This window comes from Salinirubellus salinus, assembly GCF_025231485.1.
Lineage (GTDB): Archaea > Halobacteriota > Halobacteria > Halobacteriales > Haloarculaceae > Salinirubellus > Salinirubellus salinus.
The window spans coordinates 2,674,629-2,700,155 of sequence record NZ_CP104003.1; the positions used below are offsets into that span (position 1 = coordinate 2,674,629).

The 25,527-nt window shown below is 72.3% G+C and carries 23 protein-coding genes and 1 tRNA gene; 11 read left to right on the forward strand and 13 right to left on the reverse strand.

Annotated elements, in window-relative coordinates; all coding sequences use genetic code 11:
- The first annotated feature begins 25 nt into the window (after positions 1-25).
- Both N0B31_RS14235 and N0B31_RS14240 read left to right on the forward strand, forming a co-directional pair.
- Positions 26-1,510, forward strand: coding sequence for a proton-conducting transporter transmembrane domain-containing protein (locus N0B31_RS14235; protein WP_260592290.1), 1,485 nt, complete (start codon positions 26-28; stop codon positions 1,508-1,510).
- A complete protein-coding gene (locus N0B31_RS14240) occupies positions 1,503-3,947 on the forward strand; it encodes a DUF2309 domain-containing protein (RefSeq protein WP_260592291.1) in 2,445 nt (814 codons plus the stop codon). Before N0B31_RS14235 ends, N0B31_RS14240 begins: the two co-directional genes overlap by 8 nt.
- 1 nt (position 3,948) lies before the next feature.
- On the opposite strand, the gene N0B31_RS14245 is transcribed toward N0B31_RS14240, so the two are convergent.
- The gene (locus N0B31_RS14245) at positions 3,949-4,329 is read right to left on the reverse strand and encodes a hypothetical protein (protein ID WP_260592292.1); all 381 of its coding nucleotides are present in this window, start codon (positions 4,327-4,329) and stop codon (positions 3,949-3,951) included.
- A gap of 94 nt (positions 4,330-4,423) precedes the next feature.
- On the opposite strand from N0B31_RS14245, the gene N0B31_RS14250 reads away from it, so the two are divergent.
- Entirely contained in the window at positions 4,424-4,966 is a 543-nt protein-coding gene (locus tag N0B31_RS14250; RefSeq protein ID WP_260592293.1) for a PAS domain-containing protein, read from the forward strand.
- Positions 4,967-4,985: 19 nt separating this feature from the next.
- Here the strand turns inward: N0B31_RS14250 and N0B31_RS14255 are convergent, their stop codons facing one another.
- On the reverse strand, positions 4,986-5,390 hold the full coding sequence (locus tag N0B31_RS14255) for a DUF8147 domain-containing protein (RefSeq protein ID WP_260592294.1): 405 nt from the start codon (positions 5,388-5,390) through the stop codon (positions 4,986-4,988).
- A gap of 165 nt (positions 5,391-5,555) precedes the next feature.
- Here N0B31_RS14255 and N0B31_RS14260 point away from each other — a divergent pair, with 165 nt between their 5' ends.
- Positions 5,556-7,505 carry a sensor histidine kinase gene (locus N0B31_RS14260; protein ID WP_260592295.1) on the forward strand — a complete coding sequence of 650 codons (1,950 nt, stop codon included), beginning with the start codon at positions 5,556-5,558 and terminating at the stop codon, positions 7,503-7,505.
- A gap of 31 nt (positions 7,506-7,536) precedes the next feature.
- Here the strand turns inward: N0B31_RS14260 and N0B31_RS14265 are convergent, their stop codons facing one another.
- From N0B31_RS14265 to N0B31_RS14275, 3 genes are read right to left on the reverse strand one after another with little or no spacing between them, the layout of a single operon-like run.
- A complete protein-coding gene (locus N0B31_RS14265; RefSeq protein WP_260592296.1) occupies positions 7,537-8,718 on the reverse strand; it encodes a PQQ-dependent sugar dehydrogenase in 1,182 nt (393 codons plus the stop codon).
- Positions 8,719-8,766: 48 nt separating this feature from the next.
- Complete coding sequence (locus N0B31_RS14270; protein ID WP_260592297.1) at positions 8,767-10,185, reverse strand: MATE family efflux transporter; 1,419 nt, start codon at positions 10,183-10,185, stop codon at positions 8,767-8,769.
- Between the two features lie 50 nt (positions 10,186-10,235).
- Entirely contained in the window at positions 10,236-10,901 is a 666-nt protein-coding gene (locus N0B31_RS14275) for a hypothetical protein (RefSeq protein ID WP_260592298.1), read from the reverse strand.
- Between the two features lie 273 nt (positions 10,902-11,174).
- On the opposite strand from N0B31_RS14275, the gene N0B31_RS14280 reads away from it, so the two are divergent.
- From N0B31_RS14280 to N0B31_RS14295, 4 genes are all read left to right on the forward strand, one after another.
- Positions 11,175-12,521 carry an ATP-grasp domain-containing protein gene (locus N0B31_RS14280; RefSeq protein WP_260592299.1) on the forward strand — a complete coding sequence of 449 codons (1,347 nt, stop codon included), beginning with the start codon at positions 11,175-11,177 and terminating at the stop codon, positions 12,519-12,521.
- A gap of 31 nt (positions 12,522-12,552) precedes the next feature.
- On the forward strand, positions 12,553-12,693 hold the full coding sequence (locus tag N0B31_RS14285; protein ID WP_260592300.1) for a zinc finger HIT domain-containing protein: 141 nt from the start codon (positions 12,553-12,555) through the stop codon (positions 12,691-12,693).
- A gap of 7 nt (positions 12,694-12,700) precedes the next feature.
- Positions 12,701-12,784: transfer RNA gene (locus N0B31_RS14290), tRNA-Ser, on the forward strand.
- A 185-nt stretch (positions 12,785-12,969) separates the two neighbouring features.
- Positions 12,970-13,800: a VOC family protein gene (locus N0B31_RS14295; RefSeq protein ID WP_260592301.1), complete on the forward strand. Its 831-nt coding sequence runs from the start codon at positions 12,970-12,972 to the stop codon at positions 13,798-13,800.
- A 16-nt stretch (positions 13,801-13,816) separates the two neighbouring features.
- Here N0B31_RS14295 and N0B31_RS14300 read toward each other — a convergent pair whose 3' ends face one another.
- Together N0B31_RS14300 and N0B31_RS14305 are read right to left on the reverse strand one after the other, a co-directional pair.
- The gene (locus N0B31_RS14300) at positions 13,817-14,551 is read right to left on the reverse strand and encodes an SDR family NAD(P)-dependent oxidoreductase (protein WP_260592302.1); all 735 of its coding nucleotides are present in this window, start codon (positions 14,549-14,551) and stop codon (positions 13,817-13,819) included.
- Positions 14,552-14,603: 52 nt separating this feature from the next.
- The gene (locus N0B31_RS14305) at positions 14,604-15,284 is read right to left on the reverse strand and encodes a ribonuclease HI family protein (RefSeq protein WP_260592303.1); all 681 of its coding nucleotides are present in this window, start codon (positions 15,282-15,284) and stop codon (positions 14,604-14,606) included.
- Between the two features lie 121 nt (positions 15,285-15,405).
- On the opposite strand from N0B31_RS14305, the gene hisD reads away from it, so the two are divergent.
- Both hisD and N0B31_RS14315 read left to right on the forward strand, forming a co-directional pair.
- Positions 15,406-16,746 (forward strand): histidinol dehydrogenase, encoded by a 1,341-nt coding sequence (hisD, locus tag N0B31_RS14310; RefSeq protein ID WP_260592304.1) that lies wholly within the window; start codon positions 15,406-15,408, stop codon positions 16,744-16,746.
- A gap of 3 nt (positions 16,747-16,749) precedes the next feature.
- The gene (locus N0B31_RS14315; RefSeq protein ID WP_260592305.1) at positions 16,750-17,529 is read left to right on the forward strand and encodes an SDR family NAD(P)-dependent oxidoreductase; all 780 of its coding nucleotides are present in this window, start codon (positions 16,750-16,752) and stop codon (positions 17,527-17,529) included.
- Between the two features lie 132 nt (positions 17,530-17,661).
- Here N0B31_RS14315 and N0B31_RS14320 read toward each other — a convergent pair whose 3' ends face one another.
- Positions 17,662-19,671, reverse strand: coding sequence for an ABC transporter substrate-binding protein (locus N0B31_RS14320; RefSeq protein ID WP_260592306.1), 2,010 nt, complete (start codon positions 19,669-19,671; stop codon positions 17,662-17,664).
- A gap of 446 nt (positions 19,672-20,117) precedes the next feature.
- Here N0B31_RS14320 and N0B31_RS14325 point away from each other — a divergent pair, with 446 nt between their 5' ends.
- The gene (locus N0B31_RS14325) at positions 20,118-21,173 is read left to right on the forward strand and encodes an alpha/beta fold hydrolase (protein ID WP_260592307.1); all 1,056 of its coding nucleotides are present in this window, start codon (positions 20,118-20,120) and stop codon (positions 21,171-21,173) included.
- 10 nt (positions 21,174-21,183) lie between these two features.
- Here N0B31_RS14325 and N0B31_RS14330 read toward each other — a convergent pair whose 3' ends face one another.
- The 5 genes from N0B31_RS14330 to N0B31_RS14350 form a co-directional block, all read right to left on the reverse strand.
- On the reverse strand, positions 21,184-22,092 hold the full coding sequence (locus tag N0B31_RS14330) for a hypothetical protein (protein ID WP_260592308.1): 909 nt from the start codon (positions 22,090-22,092) through the stop codon (positions 21,184-21,186).
- 349 nt (positions 22,093-22,441) lie between these two features.
- Positions 22,442-23,461, reverse strand: coding sequence for an amidohydrolase family protein (locus tag N0B31_RS14335; protein ID WP_260592309.1), 1,020 nt, complete (start codon positions 23,459-23,461; stop codon positions 22,442-22,444).
- Between the two features lie 71 nt (positions 23,462-23,532).
- Entirely contained in the window at positions 23,533-24,531 is a 999-nt protein-coding gene (locus N0B31_RS14340) for an aldo/keto reductase (RefSeq protein WP_260592310.1), read from the reverse strand.
- Positions 24,532-24,615: 84 nt separating this feature from the next.
- The gene (locus N0B31_RS14345; RefSeq protein WP_260592311.1) at positions 24,616-24,834 is read right to left on the reverse strand and encodes a hypothetical protein; all 219 of its coding nucleotides are present in this window, start codon (positions 24,832-24,834) and stop codon (positions 24,616-24,618) included.
- 169 nt (positions 24,835-25,003) lie between these two features.
- Positions 25,004-25,432 (reverse strand): DUF2267 domain-containing protein, encoded by a 429-nt coding sequence (locus N0B31_RS14350; protein WP_260592312.1) that lies wholly within the window; start codon positions 25,430-25,432, stop codon positions 25,004-25,006.
- Positions 25,433-25,527: the final 95 nt, after the last annotated feature.

The following is a 25,527-nucleotide window of genomic DNA, read 5'->3' on the forward strand; positions in this document are numbered from 1 at the left end:
CGGCCGGCCGGTCGCCACACCGAAGATGACAGGTGAGACAGGGACGAAGACGGTCGGCGAGTTGCCGAGCGCGTCGGGGACGACGTCGCTCGTACCGGCGGTCCTCACGCGCGTCGTGTGGGGACTGTGGCTACTGAGCCTCGTGGCGGTGGCCGCGCGACTCACCGGCGGGGGGCGGTGGGAGGTGCCCGGCGTGTTCGCCGTCGACGGCCTGACGCTCCTCATGTGGAGCGTCGTAACGTTCTTCGCGGGCGTCGTCCTCAGCTACTCGCGGCGCTACCTCGCCGGTGACCGCCACGAGACGCGCTTCTTCGTGCGTGTGGGCGCGTTCACACTGGCCGTGCTGGTGCTGGTGGCGGCCGACCACCTGCTGCTGTTCCTCGGCGCGTGGGTGGCGATGGGGCTGGTCATGGCCGGCCTCGTCGGCCACGTCGCCGACTGGGAGCAGGCGCAGGCGGCCCGCCGCCTCGCGCGGAACTACTTCCTCGCCGGCGGCGCGTCGCTGGCCGTCGCGCTCGGGACGCTCTGGGCGACGACGGGCGCCACGACCGTCTCGGAGGTCGCGGCGGCCGCCGCGGGCGCCTCGGGTGGCGTCTGGTCGCTCGTCGGCCTGACGCTCCTGCTGGCGGCGATGGTCCAGTCCGCGCTGGCGCCGTTCCACACGTGGCTGCTCTCGTCGATGACCGCGCCGACGCCGGCGTCGGCGCTCATGCACGCCGGCTTCGTCAACGCCGGCGGCATCCTGCTGACCCGGTTCGCCCCCGTCGTCACCGTGGACCCGAGCGTGCTGCTGCTCGTGGTGCTCGTCGGGGCGGCCAGCGCGCTGCTCGGGAAGTTCCTGAAGTCGGTGGCCGCCGACGTCAAGCGCCAGCTCGGCTGCTCGACGATGGGGCAGATGGGGTTCATGATGCTGCAGGCCGGGCTCGGCTTCTTCGGCGCGGCCATCACCCACCTCGTCCTCCACGGGTTCTACAAGGCGTACCTCTTCCTCGCCGCCGGCGAGCGGGTCGAACGGACCGCCCCGGCAGCCCGCGGGGAGCCGGCCCGTACCGGCCCCGTCGGATGGCTGGTGACCGGTCTCGCGGCGCTGGCCGGCGGCGCCATCTTCGTCCTCCTCACGGGCAAGGGAACGAGCCTCGACGGTGGTCTCCTGCTGACGCTGCTGGTCGTGCTGACGACGCTCCACGCGACCCGCGATCTCGTGCGCCGGACCTCGCTCCCCGCACGGCTCCGCTACGGCGCGGTGCCGCTGGTGTTCCTGCCCGCAGTGGCGCTCTACGCGGGCGTCTACGTCGGCGTCACCGGGCTGCTGTCCGACCTGCCGGTCGTCACGGCACCGGTCGTCCTGACGCCGCTGCACTGGCTCGTCGTGGGCGCGTTCGTCCTCGCCTACGCCCTCGCCGAGACCGGCGTCTACCGCCGGAGCACGCGGCTCTACGTCGCGCTCCTGAACCTCGGCCAGCCGGCGCCGGGAACGCTCGCCGCGGGCACGGAGGTGGCCGATGACTGAGACCGGCACCGACGTCGTCCGCACGGCCGTCGACCGCGCGGCCCAGTCGGTCGCGCCCGTCTGGCCGCTCCACTCGTTCGTGACCGCGAACCCGCTCGCCGGGTTCGAGGACCGCCCGTTCGACGAGGCGGTCCGCGCGGGTTCGGCGCTGTTCGGCGGCCGCGGCTACCCCTCGGCCGAGACGTTCCGCCGTGCGTGGGCGGCCGACCTGATAGCCGAGGGACACCTCCGCGAGCAGCTGTCGGCCGCCGGTATCGAGGAGCGGGACCCCGAGACGCTCCTCGAGCGCCTCTCGGCCGCGGAGGCAGAGACCGCGACCCGGCCGACCGACGAGGCGACGGCTCGCGTCGACCGCCTGCTGACGAAGTGGCTGGCCGTCTTCCTCGACGAGGGGAAGGCCGACTGGCCGATGCCGAACCGCGAGGACGGGTTCTACGCCGCGTTCCGTGCCGTCGTACGGTACGACCGGGCGATACCGGACCGCGCGACGCTCGCCGACCTGCCCGACGACCCCGAGGCGGCCGTCGAGCGCGTGCTGGCCGGCCACCCGGCGGACTGCTGGCCCGAGATCCTCGAGACACACCTGACCGCCCTCCCTGGCTGGACCGGCCTGATGAAGCACCGCGCCGAGGCGGGCGAGGTGTGGCAGCGGGCCGCACCAGTCACCCTGACCGAGTACCTCGCGGTCCGCCTGACGCTGGTCGACCTGTGCGGGGCGCCGGTCGACCCGGAGGTGGGCACCGCGACCGACGACGACGGTGAGTGGGCGCTCGCCGACGCGTGGCTCGCGGCGTGGGAGGCGACCTACCGCGAGGAACTGGTGGGCGCGCTGACCGAGGCGAGCGCCGCGCTCGACGGCGAGGCGACGGCCGACGGCGGCCGCCCGGACGCCCAACTCGCGTTCTGTATCGACACGCGTTCGGAGGTGTTCCGCCGCCACCTGGAGGCCGCGGGCGACTACGAGACGCTCGGCTACGCCGGCTTCTTCGGCGTGCCGATGCGGTTCCGCGGCTACGACGACGCGGTCTCGGCGGCCGCCTGCCCGCCCATCCTCGACCCGGGCCACAACGTCGAGGACCGCCCGGTCGACGGCCACGAGGCCGAGCGGGCGGCCCACGACCGCTGGACGTCGCTCCGCTCGGCCGCGAGCGGCCTGTTCGAGACGCTCAAGTCCAACGCAGCGACCGCGTTCAGTTTCGTCGAGAGCGCCGGGAGCGGCTACGGACTCGCGCTGGCGGCTCGCACCCTCCGCCCGCGCGAGTCGGCCGACGCCGCCGAGCGGGCCGTCGGATCGCCCGACACCCACGAGTTCTGCGAGCCGACGGTCGCGCACGACCCGGACGCCGAGACGGGCGACGACCTCCCGCTCGGCATGACCCACGAGGAGCAGGTCGAGTACGCCGCCGGTGCGTTCGACCTGATGGGCGTCGAGACGTTCGCCCGCCTCGTCTGCTTCGTCGGGCACGCCGGCGAGACGGCGAACAATCCGTTCGAGTCGAGTCTCGACTGCGGGGCCTGCGCCGGCAACCCCGGCGGCCCGAACGCCCGCGTCCTCGCGGCCATCTGTAACGACGAGTCGGTCCGCGCGTCGCTGGCCGAGCGCGGCATCGAGGTCCCCGACGACACCGTGTTCGTCGCCGGGCAGCACAACACCACGACCGACGAGGTGACGCTGTTCGACGGCCCGGTGTCCGAGAGCCACGCCGCGGACCTCGCGTCGCTCCGCGAGTCGCTGGCGACGGCCCGCCGCGGCGCGGCCGCCGAGCGCGTGGCCGACATGGGACTCGACCGCGAGGACGCCCTCGCCGAGACCGAGCGCCGGGCGGCCGACTGGGCCGAGACCCGCCCCGAGTGGGGGCTGGCCGGCAACGCCGCGTTCGTCGTCGGGCCGCGCGAGCTGACCGCGGACCTCGACCTCGACGGTCGCTCGTTCCTCCACTCGTACGACTGGCGGACCGACGACGACGGGAGCGCCCTCGAGGCCATCGTCGGCGGGCCGATGGTCGTGACCCAGTGGATCAACAGCCAGTACTACTTCGCCAGCGTCGACCCCGACGTCTACGGCAGCGGGTCGAAGGTGACCCACAACCCGGTCGGCAACGTCGGCGTCTACCGCGGCAACGGCGGCGACCTCGCGACGGGCCTGCCGCTCCAGTCGGTCCGTGCGACCGACGACGACCCCTATCACCAGCCGCTCCGGCTGTCGGTCGTCATCCACACCCCGGTCGACCGCGTGACCGACGTGCTGGCGTCCCAGTCGAACGTCGCCAGCCTGCTCGACGAGGGCTGGCTCTCGTTGACCGTGGTCGACCCGACCCGCGAGCACCGCGCGTTCACCTACGACGGCGACCTGACGTGGGAGCCGGCGGTCCGCGTCGAGGCGACGCCGACGGCGGCCGACGGCGGGAACGAGGTCGGCGTCGAGAGCGACGACTGACTCACCCCGCCGTCTCCGACCCTCGGCGGCCGAGGAGGAACGACCCGACGGCCGCCCCCTCGGTCAGCCGGAGGAGGAGTTCGGGGACGACGCTCAGGCCGCCGGCCGCGGCGCCGGCGAGCAGCAGTCGGCGGGCGCGCCCGGGCGGGTGGAACCGGGCCACCAGTGCGAGGACGGCCGCCTCGGCCACCGCGAGGAGCGACGTGAGGACGTACGCGAGGCCGAACGCGGCGGCCAGCCCGGCGGCGAAACCGTCGCCGGGCGGGTCGGCCGGGATGCTCCCGAGGATGGACGCACCGACGGCGACACCGACGACGCCGAGGAGGGCACTCGCCGCGGCGACGGGCGTGGACCGGAGGGCGGAACGGGAGTCGAGAGACACGGCTCCGAGTGCGGGAGTCCCGGGGCACGAATCTTGTGGCTGCGCGCCGGCCGACCGACAGGCGCTTTCCCGGGCGGGTCGAACCGCGGCGTGGATGCAGTCGATCCGCGAGCGACTCCTCGGGACCCTCGACAGCGACCCGTCGACGTTCCGCGAGCGGGCCGTTCGAATCGATGGGCACCGGACGGCCGGGACCGGTGCGGTCCCGGCGTTCGACTCCGTCGACGGCTCTGGGGTCCCCGGGTGGGCGGACCTGCTCGAACGGGAGCGCCGCCTCGTCTGGCGTGTGTGGGTGCTCGCCGACGCGCCGCTCGGCGTGACGCTGTCGGGGGCGGCCTACGAGGACAATCCGCTGTGGTACGCGAACCGGACGTTCCGGCGGCTCACCGGCTACACGATGGCCGAGTTGTACGACCGGAACCCACGGCTCCTACAGGGGCCGGACACGGAGGCCGAGGCCGTCGCCAGCCTGCACGCCGGACTCCGCGGGTGGGAGCCGGTCACGGCCGACCTGTGGAACTACCGCCGCGATGGCACGCGCTTTCGCAACCGCGTGTCGCTCCTGCCCGTCTTCGACGAGACGGGGACGGTGACCCACTGGTTCGGCGTGCAGGGTCGCCTGGAGAGGGAGGGATGAGCGTGGGGGGGGTCGGCGCTCAGACGCTCGGCTTCCGGCCGGGCGTCCGTCCGAACCGGCCGAAGACGGCGGCCCCGGCGGCCAGCGCGAGGAGCGCGCTCACCGCGAGGTGGATCGGGAAGGTGAACACCGCGTCCGCCCCGGGGACGTTGACGTACTGGAGCGCCGCGATGGCGAGGAACGCGACCCCGAACGTGGCGTAGGTGACGAGCGCCGCCCGCGCCGCGCCGGAGAGACGCCCGGCGAACGCCGCGACGACGACACCGGCGCCGAGTCCGACGACGAAGCCGGCGAGGACGCCGAGGATACCGACGCCCGGCGACTCGCCGAACGGACCACTCAGCACCGCGATGGTGACCGCACCGACGACGAGGAAGGTGGTGACGGCGCTCGCCGCACCCAGCGAGAAGGTCTTGAGGTTCATGCGCGACCAGACGTGATACGGACAGAAATACCCGTATCGCGGCTCCCGTCCCGTGAGAACCGCCCACAGTGATTGTACCCTCGACCCGGTCACGCGGGCCGAGACGGCCGTCGGTCACGTTCTCGAGCGCGAAAGAGTGATGCTCGCCGCAGGCCAGTATCACGTGTGTATCGTGCTATCGGAGCGACACGAGCGCCGCCCGGCAGCACCGTCGGGAGCGCCGGCGGAGCTCTCGATAGCGTCGCCCAGTCGACGGTGGGTGATCCCACGTGGCCGGTGGCCCTCTACACGCCGCTGGCGTTCGCGGCGGCCGTCCTCTCCGTCGGGTTCGCGGTGGTGCTGTGGCGCTCGCGCCGGGCACCGGGGGCGCTGGCGTTGCTGGCGCTGGCGCTGGGTGCGGCGTGGTGGTCGCTGACCTACGGGCTGGAACAGTCGGTGTCGGCCTTCGGCGCGAAGCTCCTGCTCGGGCGGCTCTCGTACCTCGGCATCGTCACCGTCCCGGTCGCGTGGTTCGCGTTCGCGCTGGCGTACACCGGCCGACACCACCACCTGACCCGCGTGGCCGTCGCCCTGCTGGCCGCCCCCGCCGTCGTCACGGCGTTCCTGCCGTGGGCGAGCGGGAGCAACGACCTCTTCTGGGCGTCGACGACGCTCGCACCCGGTGGCACCGGGGAGGTGCTGGCACTCACGTACGGCCCCCTGTTCTGGATCTGGTCGACGTACGCCTACGTCCTCCTCGGGGCGGGGACGGTGCTGTTGCTCCGGTCGGTGCCGACCGGCGTCCGCGTGTTCCGGGCGCAGACGGCGCTCCTCCTCGTCGGCGTGGGTGCCCCGTGGTTGGCGAACGTCGCCTACCTCCTGCGGCTCTCCCCGGGCGCCCTCGACTTCACTCCCATCGCGTTCGTCGTCTCCGCGGTCGCACTCGGCGGGGGCCTCCGGCGCTATCGCCTGTTCGCCGTCAACCCCGCGGCCCGAGCGGCCGCCCGCGACCAGCTCGTCGAGGGGATGGCCGACCCGGTCGTCGTCCTCACCCCCGACGGCCTCGTGGTGGACCTGAACGCCAGCGCTCGGTCGGTGCTCGGCACCGAGGGGACCGACCCCGTCGGTGCGCCGGTGACGGACGTGGCCCCCGACCTCGCCGCGGTGCTCCCCGACGGCGGGACCGACCCGCACAGCGAGGTGGGCGTGTTGACCACGGCGGACCCGACGCGACACTACGAGGTGCGGGTCGCGGCGCTCTCCGGCGACGGACCGAGGAGCGTCGGGCGGCTCGTCACGCTCCGGGACGTGACCGAGCGCCGTCGCCGCGAACTCCGGCTCGCCGTCCTCAACCGGGTCCTGCGTCACGACCTGCGCAACGATCTCAGCGTGATGGCCGGCTACGCCCGACTCCTCCGTGACCTCGACGGCGCCGAGGAGTACGCCACGGTCATCTCGGAGCGGGCCGCCGGCTCACTCGATCTCGTCGAGACGGTCCGTGACGTCGAGCAGACGCTGGAGCACGGCGCCCCGACCTGCTCGCCGATCGACATCGTCGGCGTCGTCGACGAGCAGGTGCGGGCCGCCCGCCGCTCGCACCCCGAGGCCGAGGTGGAGACGGCGCTCCCCGCGGCCGAGCGCGTCCTCGCGACCGACCTCGTCTCCTCGGCCGTCGACAACCTCGTCGAGAACGCCATCGAGCACAACGACGCCGACCGGCCGTGGGTCCGGGTGTCGGTCGTCCGGACCGAACGCGAGGGCCGGCCGTGGGTCGAGGTGCGCGTCACCGACGACGGGCCGACCATCCCCGAGCGCGACCGGGCGGTCCTCGTCGGCGGCGACGGCGCGACGCTCGAGGAGGCGAGCGGCCTGGGGCTGTGGCTGGTGAACTGGATCGTCGCCGAGTCCGGCGGCGAGGTCGAGTACGAATCCAACGACCCACGTGGGAACGTCGTCGTCGTCCGCCTCCCGGCGGCCGAACCCGGTGGCGGCGAGGGAGACGAGGGCGGGACCGACGACGAACGCGACCCCGACCTCACGGGCACGGACGCGCGACAGGCGATTCCGGTCGAGCGGTCGCGGTCGTCGGGGCGGCCGGCCGACGGCACCCCGTCGCGGTCGACGGCCGTGGACTGAGGCGGGGACGGAGGGTGGTCCGAGCGCGGGGTCACCCCGGCACGACGCGGAGGACGGGCGCGTCGCCGGCGTCCACGGCCGCGTAGAGGTGGCCCGTCACCGGCGAGACGGTCACGTCCCGGATGCGCTGGTCGCGGTCGGCGAGCAGGGAGCCGACCTCGGTCACCGCCCGGCCGTCGACGGTGAAGTGTGCCAGATAGCGCCCGGCCAGCCCGGCGACGAACAGGTCGCCCCGCCACTCGGGGAAGGCGTCGCCGTCGTAGAAGGTGGCGCCGCTGGGTGGGAACCCGCCGGTGCCGCAGGGCCAGCCGTAGACGGGGGCGACCACGTCCTCGCGCTCGTCGTGCGAGACGCCGACCGGGTCGTTCGAGCCGTAGCCACAGGAGTTGTCGGCGACCGGCCAGCCGTAGTTGGCCCCGCGTTCGAGGACGTTGATCTCGTCGCCGTCGCGCTCGCCGAACTCCGTCTCCCACACCTCGCCGGTGTCGGGGTGGACGGTCAGTCCCTGCGGGTTCCGGTTGCCGTAGGTCCATATCGCGTCGCTCGCCTCCGGGTCGGAGACGAAGGGGTTGTCCGCGGGGATGGAGCCGTCGTCGTGCAGGCGTAGCACGGACCCGAGGTCGTCGTCGAGCGTCTGGCCGACGTGGTCCGGGCCGAAGTTCTTGAACTGCCGGTCGCCGACACTGACGTAGACGTAGCCCTCGCGGTCGAAGACGACGCGCGAGCCGTAGTGCCCGCTCGACTGGACGAACGGCCGGGCGGTGTAGAGCGGCTCGAAGTCGGTGAGACGCCCGTTCTCGCGGTCCAGACGCCCGCGGCCGAGACGGGTCGAGGACCCGCCCTCGCCAGAGACCGAGTAGGTGAGGTAGACCAGCCCGTTCGACTCGAACTCGGGGTGGGTCGTCACGTCGAGCAGACCGCCCTGTCCGCGGGCGTGGACCTCGGGGACGCCGGAGAGCGCGGTCCGGTCACCCGTGGCCGGGTCGGCGAGCAGGAGCCGACCGCCCTGTTCGGTGACGAGCAGGCCGGACTCGTCGGGGAGGAACGCCAGCCCCCACGGGCTCGAGAGGCCGTCGAGCGCCACCTCGACCGCCGTGTTGGCCGCGTCGGGCGTCGGGGACCGGGTACCGTCGCCACGGAGGGCGCCGAGACAGCCGGCGAGCGAGCCGAGGCCGGCCGCCCCCGCGAGCGCGAGGTACCGTCGTCGTTGCATACCCCGAGGTGGGGGCGGCAGCCACATGAGCAGCGCGAAGCCGGCCGGTCAGTCGCCGGTCTCGGCGTCGCCCTCACCCCCGGGCCGGTAGGCGCGGCTCACGGTCAGCCACGCGCCGGTCCGGAACCGTGCGACGTTGACGAGGACGGGGACGCCCGTCTCGGCCAGCAGCGCGAGCAGGAGTGCGGTCGGCCCGAGCGCCGTCACCGTCCCGAGCCACGCCACCGGGAGCGTGACGAGGTAGAGTCCGGCGAGCGTGGCGAGGAACGGGACGCGCGTGTCGCCGGCGCCGCGCAGCGCGCCCGTCACGGAGCCGTCGACCCCGAGCGGGATGGACGAGAGCGCCGCGACAGCGACGAACGTGGCGGTCACCGCGACGGCGCCGTCGTCGACGAAGACGGCCGCGACGGGGTCCGCGAGCGCGACGACGGCCACCGCCGCCAGCGTGTAGACGACGAGCGAGAGCTTCGTTATCTCGCGGCCGTAGGCCAGCGCCAGCGGTTCGTCCGCCGCGCCGAGCGCCTGCCCGACGAGCGTCGAGGAGGCGATGGAGAACCCCCACGTGAAGCTCCCGAGCAACTGGCGAACCTGTCGGGCGACCCCCACGGCGGCGAGGACGACCGAACCGAACGTCGCGGCGATGGCCAGCAGCGGGAACACGGCGACGCCCTGTGCGACCCGGCGGGCGACGAGCGGAGCGGAGACCCGTCCCAGCTGTCCGAGGAGGTCGCGCTCCGGCCACGGGCCGAGACCGACCGGGATGGGGCTGGCACCACGGCCGCCGTAGCTCCGGCCGACCATCCCCCACGCGAAGATGACGGCGACGAGACCGGTGGCGAGCGCCGTCCCCAGACCGGCACCCGCGACGCCCATCCCGAGGCCGAAGACGAACGTCGCGCTGAGGACGACGTTGAGGGCGGCGCCGGCGGCCCGGATGGCCATCGGGGTGCGGGTGTCGCCGACGCCGGCGTAGGTCCGCGAGGCGACGAGGTTCAGCGCCTCGAAGACGAGGCCAGGCGCGACGAAGGCGAGGTAGATGGCGCCGTAGCGGGCCGCGTCGGGGGCGCTCCCCACGACGTCGACGAGCGGCCGGGCGCCGAGGCCGAACAGGGCTGCGACCGGTATCGAGAGCGCCGCCGCGAGCGCGAGGCTGGCGACGACCACCGCACGGGCGCGGTCGTTCTCGCCACCACCGTAGTTCTGTGAGACGAGCGCGAGCGTCCCACCGGCCAGCCCGATGAACGCGAGTTTCCCGACCGTCCAGAACGCGTTGGCGACGGTGAGACCGGCGACGGCCTCGGCGCCCACCGCGATGCCGACGATGGCGAGGTCGACGGTGCGTTTCGACATGATGGCGAAGCCGGTGACCACACGGGGCCACGAGAGGTCGACCGTCTCCGCCAGCCGCGGCTCCGCGATGACGTTCGCGCCGGCGAGCAGACCGGCCAGTCGGCGGAGCCAGGACACGTCGGGACGACGGGCGAGCGGCGTTTAGCCGTTGTCGTCGCGGAAGCCCCTCACCCCGACCGGCGGAGCGACAGCGAGTGGTCCCGACGCTCGACCGTGTACCCCTGCGCGGCGAGCGCCGCCTCGCGGTACCGCTCGGCGACGAGCCACTGCGGGACGCGGTTCGGACCGAACCGGCGGTCCGAGTCCACCGTCACGTCGACGACCGTCCCCCCGTCGTCTCCCGCCTCGGCGACCGAGACCCGGTAGGTCGCCCACGGCTCGCCGTCGGCGGTGACCCGGAGTTCGAGTGCGTCGCTGGCGGCGTCGCCGTCCGTGGTCGCCGCCACGCGCATCTCGACCGACCGCAGCCCGAGCAGGTACGAGAGTTCGTAGACGGCGCCGTCGTCGGTCCGGCGGACGGTGTCGGCGATGCCCCACTGGAAGGCGAGGACAGGGGGCGTCGGTCCCGCGAACGCCTCCCGGACCGTCTCGGGACGGGCGTCGGTCCGGAGGCGGGCGGTGCCGTCGGACGTGAACGTCGGGAACTGGACGGCGGCAGCGAGCACGACGACGGCGAGCGCGGCCTGCAGGCCGGGGAGGAACGCGAACGCGACGGCCGCACCGCCGGCGGCGACGAGGAGCGCGAACCCGGTGCTCAGCGGGCGTTCGAGACGACGGTACCGCTCGGCGACGGCGACCGCCTCGTCTGGCGGGTCGACGGTGCTGGAGGGCATCTGTCGGGGGCAGGACCGGCCGGACCGTAGGTCTGTCCGTCGTCGTCGACTCCCCCGTCGCCCGAACGCGGACCCCCACCGTCTCGTAGGGGAGAAATAACACCGATACGTTACTTTCCGTCGACGGCCCCGAGCGGCCGACTGCGACGGCCCACGGCCCGGAGTCGGACAGAGCGTGTGTTCGTTGTGTGACGAGCTATGCTGAATGCTATCACTTCTCGTCTCCTGGGAACGACCGCCCCGACCTAACACCGAGGACCGCCGAGCTAGCGTATGAGCGAGGCCTTCTCCGCGGACAGAACGGACGGACAGGTACCCCCGACGGGCGTCCGGGTCGGGGTGTTGAGTTTCCACAACAGCAAGGAGACGAAGGCCATCCTCAACGCGGTCCGGGCGCTTGGGCACGAGCCGGTCTGGCTCCGCGAGGAGAACACCCGGACGTGGACGGCCGACGGGCGGGTCCACTTCGATCCCGACGTGGACGTCGTGGCGAACCGGCTGCTGACGACGAAGGCCTCGCACCCGCTCGACGACCTCGGGGTGGCGGCGAGCTACGACGCCGCCCGGCCCGTGCTGAACGCCCCCGACGCCGTGCTGCGGGCGGTCCACAAGTACGGCGCCGCGGCCACGCTCGCCGCCGCCGGCCTCCCCGTCCCGGACGCCTACATGGCGTTCGCCCACCGGACAATCAACGAGGACGCCCCCGTCGACGGGCGGACGGTGCACAAGCCGGCCATCGGGACGAACGGCGGGCGGATGACGGTCGTCGAGGCCGACGAGGCCGTCGCGCCGACCGTCGCCCGGCGGCGGGCGTTCCTCCAACAGTTCTTCGACGCTGGCGAGGGCCGGCCGTTCGACGTCCGCGTCTACGTGGTCGACGACCGGGTCGTCGGCGCGATGAAGCGGTACGCGCCGGCCGGCGAGTGGCGGACGAACGTGGCGCTCGGCGGCGAGGTCAAGGACTTCACCGACGACCTCCCGGCCGAGGCCAGCGACCTCGCGAGGGACGCGACGGCCGTCCTCGGCCTCGACTACGCCGGCGTCGACCTGCTCCAGCGCGACGGGGAGTGGTACGTCCTCGAGGTGAACGCCACGGCCGGGTTCAAGGGGCTGTTCGAGGCGACCGGCGTGAGCCCCGCGCCCGCCATCGCCCGCCTCGCCATCGAGCGAGCGGAGGGGCGGGTCGACGACGACCGGGTGGCCGAACTCGTCACCACGCTCGACGACAGCGTCCCCGAGTGCCGGCCGGCGCCGGCGGCGGCGCCCACGGCGCCCGAGACAGTCGGCTACACCGAGAGCGTGGTCGTGAGCGGCGGGGGAGCGCTCGAGCACGCCGTCGCCAAGGCCGACACCGGTGCCCGGCGGACGAGTATCGACGTGGACCTCGCCGCGGCCGTCGGTGCGGGCCCGCTCGTCGGCACGACACGAGTGCGGTCGGGGACGACCCAGAGCGGCACGAAGCGGCCGCTCGTCGACCTCTCGGTGAAGGTCGGCGGCCGGTGGCACACCACCACCGCCAGCGTCGAGGACCGGAGCCACATGCGCTATCCCGTCCTCCTCGGGCGCGACGTCCTCCGGGGCTACCACGTCGACGTCCAGCGCCGGGTGGACGAGGAGTGACCGCAGCCCGACGCCACCGGAGGGGAGCGCGGTGAGCCTCGAGACGCTCTGTCAGATCTGCGAATCGGCACCCGCGGCGTACCAGTGTCGGCGCTGTGGCGCGCTGGTGTGTCCGGCGCACTACGACGAGGAGACGGGGCTCTGTACCGACTGTGCCGCGGCGGTCCCGTGAGCGGCGTGGTGGAGTGACCGAGCGGACCAAGGTGCCCGCCTGGAAAGCGGGTGGCCGAGAGGCCACGTGGGTTCGAATCCCACCTCCACCGTCGCCCCGCGAACGACAGTGAGCGGTGGCGAGAGACAGTGGATTCGAACCCTACCGGTCGCGCGCAACGAGCGGCGCGAGAGAGCACGTCCGGGTCCGGTTCGAATCCCACCTCCACCGTCGCCCCGCGAACGACACTGAGCGGTGGCCACGAACGGTTTTGCCGGCCCGGCGAGGAGGCGTGGTATGGACCTCCGTCTCGACCACGTCACCGTCGCCGGGCGGTCGCTCGACGCACTCGACGCGGCGTTCTCGGGCGTCGGCCTCGACCCGACCTACGGCGGCACCCACTCGAACGGCGTCACGCACATGTCGACCCTGCCGTTCCCCGACGGGACCTACCTCGAGTGCATCTCGACGCGCGAGGCGGGCGCGGCCTCGCCGTGGTGGGACGCCCACATCCGGACCGACGCTGGCCCCTGCGCGTGGTGCGTCCGGGTGCCCGACGCAGGCGAGGCGGCCGAGACGCTCCGTGACCGCGGCGTCGCCGTCGACGGCCCGCACGAGTTCGCCCGCGAGCGCCCCGACGGGACCCGACTGGCGTGGGAACTCGTCTACCTCGGTGGCGGCGAACCGGGGGCTGTCCTGCCGTTCTGCATCGCGGACACGACTCCGCGGGAGTGGCGCGTCGGCGACCCGAGGGCCGGGACTGGCGTCACGGGAATCGAGACGGTCGTGGTCGGCGTCCCGACCCTCGAGGCGGCGAGCGAGCGACTCCGGGCCGCGTTCGACCTCGGGGCGCCGACGGCGGACGAGAGCGAACGACTCGGGGCACGGGTGGCCCGGTTCCCGGACGCCCCGGTCGCGCTGGCGGCGCCGCTCGGTGACGGGTGGCTCGCCGAGCGACTCGAGACCGTGGGTGCCAGCCCGTGTGCCTACCTCTTCGAGGCCGAGGCGGGCGTGACCGACCGGTATCCCGTCCTGACGAGGGAGCCGTGGGGCGAGCGGGAGGCCGCGTGGCTCGACCCCGACGGCCTCGGCGGGCTCCGACACCTCGGGCTGGTCGAGGGGGCCTGAACCGGGACGGGCGGACTCAGCCCAGCCGCGCCTCCCAGTCGTCGGCCGCCATCGACTCGCCCGTGACCCCGCCCGGCCCCTGCGCCGCGAGGAGCACCGCGGCCTCGTTCATCACGTCAGGCTGGAGGATGGACTGGCGTTCCTCGTCCGGCAGGTGGTCCCAGAAGGCGGTGTTCACGCGGCCGCCGGGGTCGAGCGCGTTCACGTTGACTCCAGCGTCCTCGTAGTCCAGCGCCGTCGTCTTCGTCAGCCCCTCGAGCCCGAACTTCGAGGCGACGTAGGGGGCGTAGCCGGGCGCGGCCCGGCGACCGAGTCCGGAGGAGATGTTGACGACGTTCCCCTCACCGCGCTCGGCCATCCCGGGGAGGACGGCCCGAGAGCACTCGAACACGCCGGTGAGGTTCACGTCGAGGATGGTCCGCCAGCGCTCGGGGTCGATGTCGGCCAGCGGGCTGCCACCGTCGTCGAGACTCAGCAGACCGATGCCCGCGTTGTTGACGAGGGTGTCGACCCGGCCGAACCGGTCGTGGGCGTCGTCGACGGCCGCCGCGACCGCCTCGCCGTCGGTCACGTCCGCAGGCGTGACGAGCGTCTCGCCGTCGGCCTCCGCGGCGACCGATTCGAGTTCGGCCTCGTCGCGGGCGAGCAGGACCACCCGTGCGCCCTCCTCGGCGAAGCGGAGGCTCATCTCGCGGCCGAGGCCTCGGCTCGCGCCCGTCACCAGTATCACGTCGTCGTCGAGTCGTGTCACGGCTAGTCAGTGGTGGGGACGGACAAGACGGTTCCCCCGACCGGGTGACGACTCAGGGCCCGAGCGCTGCGAGGTCCGCACCCACGGTCGCCAGCGCGTCCGCCGGGTTCGGGTCGTGGTCCGCGAGGTGGGTCCACTCGTGGGCGGGGACCTGCCCAAGGAGGTCGCGGATGGCCGCGGCGTAGCCGTCGCAGCCGGGGTGCGGCGGCTCGTCGTCCCAGACGTTCCGTATCACGGTCGTCGAGTCGATGCGGACCTCCAGCGGCGTGTCGGGGTACCACCGACAGACCGCGTCGAGGCCGAGGTGGAGCGCGGCGTACTCGGCGACGTTGTTCCCGCTGTTCGAGCCGACCGGACGGCCGAGTTCCGCGAGCGTCTCGACGTCGGGGTCGAGCCGCACGTCACCGGGCGGGGTGTGGACGCCGTCGACCAGCACCGCGCCCGCGCCAGCCGGGCCGGGGTTGCCGCGCGAACTCCCGTCGACGTACAGGACGAGCCGGTCGCCACGGAGGGGTGGCGGGGTGCGCTCGGGCGCCGGTTCGTCGAGGACGGCGTCGAACGCCGCCCGCAGGTCGGCGCTCGAGGTGTTCGGGCCGAACAGCCCGCCGATGCCGGGGACGGCCGCGTCCACCGCGTCGATGGCCGCCGCGAGGTCGTAGCCGTGGTGTGCGAGGACGCGGTCCGCGTGCTCGGCCAGCGGCGAGCGCGGCTCGGCCGGGAGGCGGTCGGTCACGGCACCACCGGCGTCATGGCCCCACGTGTCTCGCAGTGGCCCTATCGGTGTCGGTCGCCCGGCGGGTAGTGGCGGTCCGTCGTCGGCCGGGTTTTTACGCCCCCGTGTGAAACGGTGGCGCATGTCCGGAGAGTACCTCAAGTCGGCCGCCGACGCGTCGCTCGAGATCCCACGCGAGGTGACCGAGTCGGTGCGCGACATCGTCGACACGGTTCGAGACGACGGCGACGCGGGCGTTCGAGAACTCACACGACGGTTCGACGATGTCGAGCGCGAGGCGCTGCGCGTGAGCGACGCCGAACTCGAGGCGGCCGCGGCCGAACTCACGGCGGCCGAGCGACGGACCATCGACAACACCATCGAGAACGTCCGGGCGTTCCACGAGGAGCAGTTCGCCCACCTCGACGGGTTCGAGACGGAGTTCGGCGACGGCATCACGCTCGGGACGCGGCTGGTGCCCATCGAGCGGGCCGGCGTCTACGTCCCCGGCGGCCGGAAACCGCTCGTCGCGGCGCCGGCGATGACCATCGTCCCCGCGGTCATCGCCGGGGTCGAGGAGGTGGTCGCATGTGCCCCGCCGCAGGCCGACGGCTCCGTCCAGCCGGCACAGCTCTACGCGATGGACCGGGCCGGGGCCGACGAGATATACGTCGCCGGCGGCGCACAGGCCGTCGCCGCGATGGCGTACGGCACCGAGTCGATCCCGGCCGTCGAGAAGATAACCGGGCCGGGGAACGTGTTCGTCATCGAGGCGAAACGGCAGGTGTACGGCCACGTCGGCATCGACTTCCTCGCCGGGCCGAGCGAGGTGCTGATACTCGCGGACGAGACGGCCGACCCCAAACTCGTCGCCGGTGACCTCCTCGCACAGGCCGAGCACGACCCGCGCGCACGGACGATTCTCGTCGCCACGGACCGTGACCTCGCGGCGGCGGCCGTCGACGAACTCCACGACCAGCTGTCGACACTCCGGACCGAGGACGTCGCCCGCGAGAGCTGGGACGACAACGGCGAGGTGGTGGTCGTCGACGACGTGTCGGAGGCCGTGGCGGTGGCCAACGAGTGGGCACCCGAGCACCTGCAGGTGATGACAGACGACCCGCGAGCGTTGCTGGAGGACCTCCACAACTACGGCTCGCTGTTCCTCGGGCACCACGCACCCGTGGTCTTCGGCGACAAGGCCGTCGGGACGAACCACACGCTCCCGACGCTGGAGGTGGCCCGCTACAGCGGCGGTATCAACGTCACGACGTACCTGAAAGTGCAGACCCACCAGCACCTCACGGCCGAGGGGGCCGACAGTATCGCGCCGTGGGCCGCGAAGATCTGCGAGATGGAGGGGACCCACGCCCACCAGCTCTCGGCCGAGCGGCGCATCCAGTCGGCGGAGAGTCGTGCCCTCGCTCGCGAACTCGAACTGGAATCCGGGGGCGCCGTCGACCTCTCGGAGTCGGAGGACTGAGCCGTGGGCGACCTGGACGACACCGTCGCGTTCGTCACCGGCGCGAGCGGGGGAATCGGCCGCGCCATCGCCCTCGAGTTCGCGGCCGAGGGCGCACGCGTGGCGCTCGCCGCCCGTGGCGACGGCATCCACGAGACGGCCGCGGCGTTCGAGGACGAGTCACGGGCACTCCCCGTCCGGACGGACGTGACCGACGAGACGTCGGTCGCCGACGCCGTCGAGCGGACTGTCGAGACGTTCGGCGGCCTCGACTGTCTCGTCAACAACGCGGGTATCGCGGGGCCCACCGCACCCGTGGAGGAGGTCACCGTCGAGGAGTGGGAGCGGACGATGGACGTGAACGTGACGGGGATGTTCCGCTGTGTCAAGCACGCCGCGTCACACCTCCGGGCGAGCGACCGGGGGAGTGTCGTCAACGTCGCGTCCATCAGCGGGAAGCGACCGCTCGCCGACCGGACACCCTACACCACCTCGAAGATGGCGGTCGTCGGGTTCACCCGCACCCTCGCGTTCGAGTTCGGCGGGGACGACGTGACGGTCAACGCCGTCTGTCCGGGCGCGACCCGTGGAGACCGCATCGACCGCGTCATCGAGCGGCAGGCCGAACGGCGCGGGCTCTCGTTCGAGGACGCGAAACGGGCGGTGTTCACCGACGACACCGCGCTCGGCCGACTGACGGACCCCGAGGCCGTCGCCGAGATGGTCGGCTACCTCGCCAGCGAGAAGGGACGGAACGTGACCGCGCAGGACATCAACGTCGACGGCGGCACCGTCTGGTACTGAGCCGTTCGCCTCCCGCAGGCGCTCGACCTGCTCGTCCGGAGGGTCGACCGCCGCGGCTGACCGGGCGAGTGGCTCGCCCCGACGCGGGTGGGAGTCCGCGTCGCTGGGGACGCACGTCGGGCGTGCGCCGAGTCAGCGCGTCTTGACGACGCGGTCGTACTCCTGGTAGGTGTGGCCGAGACTGCCGAACGGGTCGACGTCCACGCCGTCGTACGCGAAGCGCTCGTCGACGGGGTGCGTGACCGGGACGAGCCCAGCGGCCTCCCAGTTGGCCTCCTCCATGGCGACGTAGGCCGCCTCACGGGTCCGCCGGGCCGAGTCGCTCGGCCCCTGGTTGAACCGGATACGGTCCCACGCGCGCCTCGCGTCCTCGGCGGACTGGGTGCCCTCCCAGTCAAGGTAGATGCCCACGTCCGGGTCGGCGGTGTCGGTCGCGGGCGGGTTCAGGTACTGGAGGAAACTGTCGGGCCGCGGCCACTCCGCGACGTACCCGAACCAGAACATCTCGAGGTTGCCGTTCCGGCCCCGATTGAGGAACGTGGCGAACGGCTCCTCCTCGAGTTCCATGTCGATGTGGGCCGAGGTGAGTTTGTCACGGAGGAGGGCGGCTGTGGCGCGGACCGTCTGTGACGGGTAGTGGGTGAACGTCAGTTCGAAGCGGTTGGCCTCGCTGTACCCCGCGTCCTCCATCACCTGCCGTGCACGGGCGAGTTTCGTCTCGTCGTAACCGTACGGGTACGACCCACTCGCGTGGCCGTCGTACTGCTGGTCCGGGTAGATGCCCGGCGGGGTGAAGTGGTACGCGGGGGCGGCCCGGCCGTCCAGCACCTGCTCGACCGTCTCGTGCTGGTTCAGCGCGTACGCGGTCGCCTGCCGCACCGGTTTCGGGACGACGGTCATGTTCGACCCGACGTAGAACGTCGTGAGCGTGGGGACCGCGAGGTACGAGACGGTCGCTCCGTTCGCCATCGGGCCGTAGGTCCCGAACCGACGGCCACGGTCGTCCGTCCGCGTGACCGACACCTCGTCCCGGTCGTACTCGTCGGACGGGACGGTGACGAAGTCCGCGCTCCGGTTCTGGCCGTACTGGTAGCGCTGCGAGGTGTCGTTCAGCACCGTCCAGCGGATCCCGTCGAGGTCCGGTGGCTGGCCGTGGTAGTTCGCGAACCGCGAGAGCACCACCTCGTCGTTCTGGGTCCAGCGGTCGAGGACGAACGGGCCGCTCCCGACCGGATTCTCCACGAACTGCGTGTGCCCCATCCGGCCACTGTAGCCGTCGACGTCGCCGACGATGCCCTCCGGGATGGGTGCGAGTTGTGGGAACGCGAGCAGCTGGAGGGTCGAGGCGAACGGCGAGGCGAGCGTGAACTCCAGCGTCGTCCGGTCCACCGCCCGGACGGCCATGGAGCCGGGGTCGTACTCGCCGTTCGTGGTGTCGTGTTCGACGCCGAGGTAGTCGAGGAGGAGGTAGCCGTTCCGGGAGTGCTCCGAGGCGGCGAGACGCTCCCACGAGTAGACGACCGCCGAGGCCGTCACCGGCGAGCCGTCGTGGAACGTCGCCCCGTCGACCAGCGAGACGGTGTACGTCCGGGCGTCGGCCGAGAGCGAGACGTCCGTCGCCAACTGTAACTGCGCGTCGGTGGCCCCGTTCGGGAACGTCGTCAGCCCGTCGAAGAGGTTCTCGACGACGGCGAGCGTGTCCTCGTTGGTCGCCATCGCGGGGTCGAACCCGGTCAGCGAACTCGTGGTCAACTGGAGCGTGCCGCCCCGTCGTGTCGGCGTGGGGGTCGCGGTCGGCGCCGGCGTCCGGGTCGGCGTCGACGTGGCGGTTCGTGTCGGCGTCCGGGTCGGCGTCGACGTGGCGGTTCGTGTCGGCGTCCGGGTCGGCGTCGACGTCGGCCGTGCGGTCGGTGTGGGGGAACGAGTCGGTGTCGTCGTCGCCATCGGCATCGCGGTGTCCGTCGGCGTCGCCGGAGCCGGCGTGTCTCCGTCGCCGTCTCCGGCGCTGCCACCGAGTTCGACCGAGACGCCGTCGCCGGTCGTCCGGAAACTGCACCCCGCCAGCCCCGTCGCGGCGGCCGAGGCACCGAGCGCCGCCAGGAAGCGGCGTCTGCTCGCGGAGCGCGGCGCGTCGTCACGCACGTTCGACCCTCGCGTCCAGCGGTCGATACGCGGTCGGTTCGTCCGGGTGAATACCAGCAATCGTTTCCCCCATGCCCGGGAGCTACCGGGAGCCTCGGTATAGTTCTATGGGCAGGTCTGGTAAGTCACCGAGACCGAACGGTCCGTCGCTCGACGCGGGAGCGGACCGTCTCCGTAGGAGCTGAGCGACCGCACGTGCGACTCGACACCGTCGTGTCGAGATTCGGTCACGCTGTGCCGGGGCTGAGAGTCCTCGACACGGGTGTCGCGCGACCCGGACCCACGGGCGAACCGTTCAGATCTCGGTCACGCGTTCGTACTCGTCCGGGAGTGCGGCCGCGTCGTCGCGACCGGTATCGGCGCGACGACCGGCGTACGGTCCGTGGACCGTGGTGGCCGCCGCGGCCGGCGACTAGATTGATGCTGTCAGCGTGCGAACTGATACCATGGCCCGTTCACTGCCATCGTCGGTCGACGCACAGTACGTGACGACGGAGCGCCTGGACACCCACGTCCTCGTCTCGGGCGACCGGGACGGGACGTCGGTCTGCCTGCTCCACGGGAACGTCTCGTCCTCGCGGTTCTGGGCCGAACTGATGGCCGACCTGCCCGACGAGTGGTTCGTCTTCGCCCCCGACATGCGCGGGTACGGGAACTCGGAGACGAAGCCGGTCGACGCGACACGGGGGATGGGCCAGTTCAGCGACGACCTCGCGGCGCTCGTCGACGCGCTCGACGTCGACTCGTTCGTGCTGGCAGGGTGGTCCATCGGCGGCGGGGTTGCGATGCAGTACGCCATCGACCACCCGGAGCGGCTGACCGACCTGGTGCTCGTGAGCACGATGTCGCCGTACGGGTTCGGGGGGACGACGCGCGACGGAACGCCCTGTCAGCCCGACCACGCGGGGACCGGCGCGGGACTGGCCAACCCGGAGTTCGTCGAGCGCCTCGCCGCGGGAGACACGAGTGCCGAGGGGGACGCCTCGCCGCGAACCGTGATGGAGGCGTTCTACGTCGGGCCGGAGTACGAGTTCGACCCGGAGCTCGCCGACGCGTACGTCGACGCGATGTGCCAGACGGCCGTCGGCGACGAGAACTACCCCGGCGACTCGGCCCCCTCCGAGCACTGGCCTGGCGTCGCCCCCGGCGAGCACGGCGTGCTCAACGCCGTCTCGCCGAAGTACTTCGACACCACGGGGCTCGACGACATCGACCCGAAACCGCCCGTGCTGTGGGTCCGCGGGGACGCCGACCAGGTCGTCTCGGACACCTCGTTCTTCGACGCCGGGTTCCTCGGGCAGGCCGGCCAACTCCCGGACTGGCCGGGCGAGGACGTCTTCCCGCCCCAGCCGATGAACGCCCAGACCCGGGACGTCCTCGACGCCTACGCCGCGGACGGGGGACAGTACACGGAGGAGGTGTTCGAGGGCGTCGGGCACTCGCCGCACGTCGAGCGCCCCGAGCGGTTCCGGTCGCTGCTGGTCGAGTTCCTCGGTGAGTGAGCGGGCGCGTTCAACCGCGGTCGACCGGGTCGGGCGTGACTGGGCTGGAGGCGAACCGGAGGTCGAAGTGGTAGTACGCACGCCGGGCGTCGTCCGTCCCGACGATATGTTCGCTGGCGCTGCGGACCGTCCCGTCGGCGGTGATACGGACGGTGGCCTCGTAGCTGCCGACGTTCTCGGGGTCGTAGAGCCGACCGCCGGCGTACTCCTCGGCGCGGAGCGTGACGACCTCGGTGCCGTTCACCGTCGAGACCGAGGCGACCGTGAAGTTCCCGCGCTGGAGCAGCCCACGGAGGGGGTTGACGCCGGTCGAGAGCCCGCGGACCGCCACGTCGAACGTGTCGGTCCGGTTCCGCGTGTTGTTCAGCGTCACGTTCCCGTTCACGACGGCGTACTGCCGCACGGCCGTCTGGTTGGCGTAGATGACGGTCGTGCTGTTCCGGGTGGCGTTCGGGCGGGCGAGCCGTCCGACTGTCTCGTAGCGCACCGCCGAGAGGTTCGACGTCGCGACGGCCGTCGTGGTGGTCCGGAGTGGGTCGCCGGCGACCGTCGTGTTCGTGGTGTGGGCCAGCCGTCCGGGCGTGCGGACGAGGTTCTGCTGGTGCGTCGCGACCACGCGGCTGGCGTTCGCCACGCCGTCGGCGGTGACGCCAGCGGGGAGCGCGACGGACCGTGCGGTGTCCGTCGGGGGGAGCGTCGGGGTCGACGACGGGGTGGCAGTCGCCGTCGCGGTCGGCGTGGCGGTCGGTGACGGGGTCGCGGCGGGCGTCGCCGTCGGGGCGGCCGTCGGCGTCGTGGTCTGTGTCGATGTCTCCGGGGTCGGGGTTCCAGTGAGTCCGCTACAGCCGGCCGTCGCGAGCAGGAGGGCGAGGGCGACCGTAGCCAGTGCTCGGCTGGAGGGGCGGGGACCGAGTCGCATCGGGATTACGTGGTGACAGCGGACGGAAAAGTCCTGCGTGACGGCGGCGTATCGGGCGGTTTCTCGCCCCGGCCGAACGTTCTTCGGGACAGCGACCGCCGACCCGTCGTGGACCGCTTCCTCCTCTACCACGGCGCGATGGCAGTAGTCGGAACCGCACTCGCCCTCCCGACCACGCTGGCGCTCGCGGCGGTCGTGGGGGGCGTACTTGGGTTGCTCGCCGCGTGAACCGACGGGCACGCCGGCTGACCTCTCGGCGAGGTAGACGGTCACACTCACGAGCGTCGGCAGCGTGGTCGGCAGTGCTGGGGAAGACTGGTCGAGTTCCGCCGCGAGCGAGCGGCCGCGGTCAGGGGAGGACGACGCGCTCGACGTCGAGCGCGCTCGCCCGGCGGACCACGCCCTCGACGGGGTCCGCGACGGCCGAGAGGTTGTCCGAGTCCCCGTCGAGGACCAGCAGAGCGGCACGACGGCCCGGTTCGACGACTCCGCAGTCGAGGCCGACCGCCTCGGCGCCGGCCGTCGTCGCCATGCGGAGCACCTCGGTGGCGCTCACGTCGAACGTCTTCGCCGTGTAGGCCATCTCGCGGAACATCGACGGCGAGTTGAGCATCACGTTGTCCGTCCCGAGCGCCACGTCGGTGTACTCCAGCAGGGTCTCGATGGGTGGCCGACCGACCCCGAGGACGAGGTTCGCCCGCGGACAGACGGCGATGGGGACCGCCTGCTCGGCGACCCGTTCGAGGTGTTCGGCCTCGGCGTGGACCATATGGACGAGCAGGTCCGGGTCGAGGTCCAGCGCGGGGTGGATGTCGGTGGCGTCGGGTTCGCCGGCGTGGATGGCGAACGGGCGGTCCCGCTCGGCGACGGCCGCCCGAAGGGCGGAGAAGTCGGCGTCGTTCGCCCCGCTGGCGCCGAACCCGTCGGCCACGTCGAGGACGGCCGCGTCGTCGCTCCCGAAGACGAACGGCTCGATGTCGAGGCCCTCTGCCGCCTCGCGCAGTGCCCGGGTCCCCTCGACGCCGAACTCCCGGAAGTCGAGGAACGCGGCGGTCCCGGTCCGCTCCATGTAGCGGAACGTGCGGTGCATCTCGCCCACCAGCGTCTCGTGGTCGGCGTCGGTCAGCCGCCGGTGTTTCAGGCTGTCGGGCGGGGCGACCGCGTCCTCCAGCCCCAGCCCGACGGCACCCTCCTTGGCGACGGAGTCACCGACGTGGGTGTGCGCGTTCACGAACGCCGGCAGGACGATGCTCGTCGACGCCGTCTCGGTCTCCTCGACGGCCGCGATACGACCCTCCTCGACGACGACCCTGCCGCGGACCGGTTCGAACGACCGGCCGGCGAGGATGGTCCCCTCCACGTGTTCCATACCGACCGCTCGTGCCGGACGCCTATATCGGTCTCGTGCCGCCCGTCCAGAATGTCGCGGTACGGCCCGCCCTAGATGTCGCTGTACGGCCCGCCCTTCGCCTCGCGCAGGCGCTCGACCTGCTCGTCGGAGAGGGCCACCTCGGCCGCCCCGAGGTTCTCCTCCAGTTGCTCGACGGTCCGGGCGCCGATGATGGGCGCCGCGATGGAGTCGTGGTGCATGTGGTACGCGATGGCCGTCTGCGCGACCGTCGCGCCCACCTCCTCGGCCACCGCTTCGAGTTCGTCCAGCACGTCGAAGTTCTCCTCGGTGAGGTAGCCCTCGCGGAAGCGGCTGGATTCCGCGGCCCGCGACTCGCCGACGAGCCCGTCCTCACGGTCGTACTTCCCGGTGAGGAACCCCTGCCCGAGCGGCGACCACGGACAGACCGCGATGCCGTAGTCGTCGGTCATCTCGAGGTAGCCACCCTCGACCTCGCGGTCGACGAGGTTGTACCGCGGCTGGGCGACCGTGAACGGCTCCCAGCCCTCCGCGAGGGCGATCTCGTTGGCCTTCGCCACCTTCCACTCGTTCGGAACGAGCGTCGAGGTCCCGAGGTAGTGGACCTTCCCGTCCTCGACGAGACCGTTCAGCGTCTTCATCATCTCGCGAGCCGGCGTGTCGTCGTCCCAGCGGTGGATGTAGAGCACGTCCACGTAGTCGGTGCCGAGGCGGTCGAGCAGCGCGTCGATTCGGTGCCGGACGTTCTTCCGGTTCGTCCCGCGGCTGTTCGGATCACCCTCGCGGATCTGCCAGTAGATCTTCGAGGCGATGGTGAACTCCTCGCGGTCGTACTCGCTCTGCGCGAGCCAGTCGCCGATCCAGTCCTCGCACTTGCCGCCGCCGTAGACGTCGGCCGTGTCGATGAACCGGCCGCCCGCCTCGGCGTAGGCGTCGAGCAGTTCGTGCGCGCGCTCCTCGTCGATCTCGACGTTGCCCTCCTCGGTCTCCTTGCCGAAGCGCCACGTGCCGAACTGTATCTCGCTACTCTGCAGTCCCGTGTCGCCCATCCGCACGAAGTCGAGGTCCATGTCCGGCTCCGGGTAGTCGCGTCGGCGCGAAAAGTGTAGGGAAACCGGGGCTCCGAGACGGGGCCGAAAGGACCTGGCTCGGCCTCAGAAGTCCGGGCCGCGCTCGCCCGGCCCGCTGAACTCGACGATCATGTAGACGACGCTGCCGACGGCCACCGCGAGCAGGGCGCCGCCGACGAGGACGTTGAGGGCCGCAGAGGGGAGCGGTGCCAGCAGGAGCACCAGCAACCCACCCACGAGGCCGACGAAGGTGAGCAGGTACGGGAGGTCGAGGCCGGCGATGGCGCGGTCGGTGCTGGCCATGGGGGTGGAGACGCACTGGGCGGGCAAATCGGCGCGGTTCGGTTGCACGCGATAGCTCGTGGTAGAATACCCCGCGCCGAACCGTCGGCCGTCCAAACCGGACCGCCCCGACGAGCGTGCGGCGCCCGGTCGCCGAGGGGTGTCGCCCGAGCGCGGCGGCCGACCCCGATCAGCTCTCCTGGGTCTCGTGCCAGCCACCGGCGTCGACGACTTCGAAGAGCTTGGCCCAGTTCTCGTCGGCCGGGTCCTCGGGCAGGGAGTCGCGCAACTGCTGGAAGTCCGACGCCGGCACCACCGTGTGGACGAGGTCCATCACGACCCGGGCGTGGTAGGCCGCGTCGGCCGGCTCCGACCCCTCGATGTCGCTGACCCGGGCGAGGAACTCCGTCCAGTCGAAGCGCTGGCCGTGTTCGTGGACCGCCCCAGTCAGGTACCACTTGACCTCGAGCGGGAGCGACGCGGCGAGGTCCTCGGCGTACTCCTCGGGGAGCCGCTGACCCAGCGTCAGCAGCGTCGCCCGGATGGTCCGGACGGTCTCGCCGGTCCCCGGCAGTTCGAGTCGGTGCTGTATCTCTCCGGTGAACTCGTCGAAGTCCATGCGCTCTGGGTTGGACGAGGGGTCACGTCAATCGGGACGGCGCGTCCCACGACGTGATAACCGACTGGCGTGACCGTCGCCGCGCGCCCACCGGC

Coding starts and splice junctions, on each gene's coding strand:
- N0B31_RS14350 (WP_260592312.1), bottom strand. CDS start 25,432: ATGGACTTCGACGAGTTCACCGGAGAGATACAGCACCGACTCGAACTG.
- N0B31_RS14235 (WP_260592290.1), top strand. CDS start 26: ATGACAGGTGAGACAGGGACGAAGACGGTCGGCGAGTTGCCGAGCGCG.
- N0B31_RS14295 (WP_260592301.1), top strand. CDS start 12,970: ATGGACCTCCGTCTCGACCACGTCACCGTCGCCGGGCGGTCGCTCGAC.
- N0B31_RS14255 (WP_260592294.1), bottom strand. CDS start 5,390: ATGAACCTCAAGACCTTCTCGCTGGGTGCGGCGAGCGCCGTCACCACC.
- hisD (WP_260592304.1), top strand. CDS start 15,406: ATGTCCGGAGAGTACCTCAAGTCGGCCGCCGACGCGTCGCTCGAGATC.
- N0B31_RS14250 (WP_260592293.1), top strand. CDS start 4,424: ATGCAGTCGATCCGCGAGCGACTCCTCGGGACCCTCGACAGCGACCCG.
- N0B31_RS14265 (WP_260592296.1), bottom strand. CDS start 8,718: ATGCAACGACGACGGTACCTCGCGCTCGCGGGGGCGGCCGGCCTCGGC.
- N0B31_RS14280 (WP_260592299.1), top strand. CDS start 11,175: ATGAGCGAGGCCTTCTCCGCGGACAGAACGGACGGACAGGTACCCCCG.
- N0B31_RS14275 (WP_260592298.1), bottom strand. CDS start 10,901: ATGCCCTCCAGCACCGTCGACCCGCCAGACGAGGCGGTCGCCGTCGCC.
- N0B31_RS14340 (WP_260592310.1), bottom strand. CDS start 24,531: ATGGACCTCGACTTCGTGCGGATGGGCGACACGGGACTGCAGAGTAGC.
- N0B31_RS14240 (WP_260592291.1), top strand. CDS start 1,503: ATGACTGAGACCGGCACCGACGTCGTCCGCACGGCCGTCGACCGCGCG.
- N0B31_RS14335 (WP_260592309.1), bottom strand. CDS start 23,461: ATGGAACACGTGGAGGGGACCATCCTCGCCGGCCGGTCGTTCGAACCG.
- N0B31_RS14325 (WP_260592307.1), top strand. CDS start 20,118: ATGGCCCGTTCACTGCCATCGTCGGTCGACGCACAGTACGTGACGACG.
- N0B31_RS14345 (WP_260592311.1), bottom strand. CDS start 24,834: ATGGCCAGCACCGACCGCGCCATCGCCGGCCTCGACCTCCCGTACCTG.
- N0B31_RS14330 (WP_260592308.1), bottom strand. CDS start 22,092: ATGCGACTCGGTCCCCGCCCCTCCAGCCGAGCACTGGCTACGGTCGCC.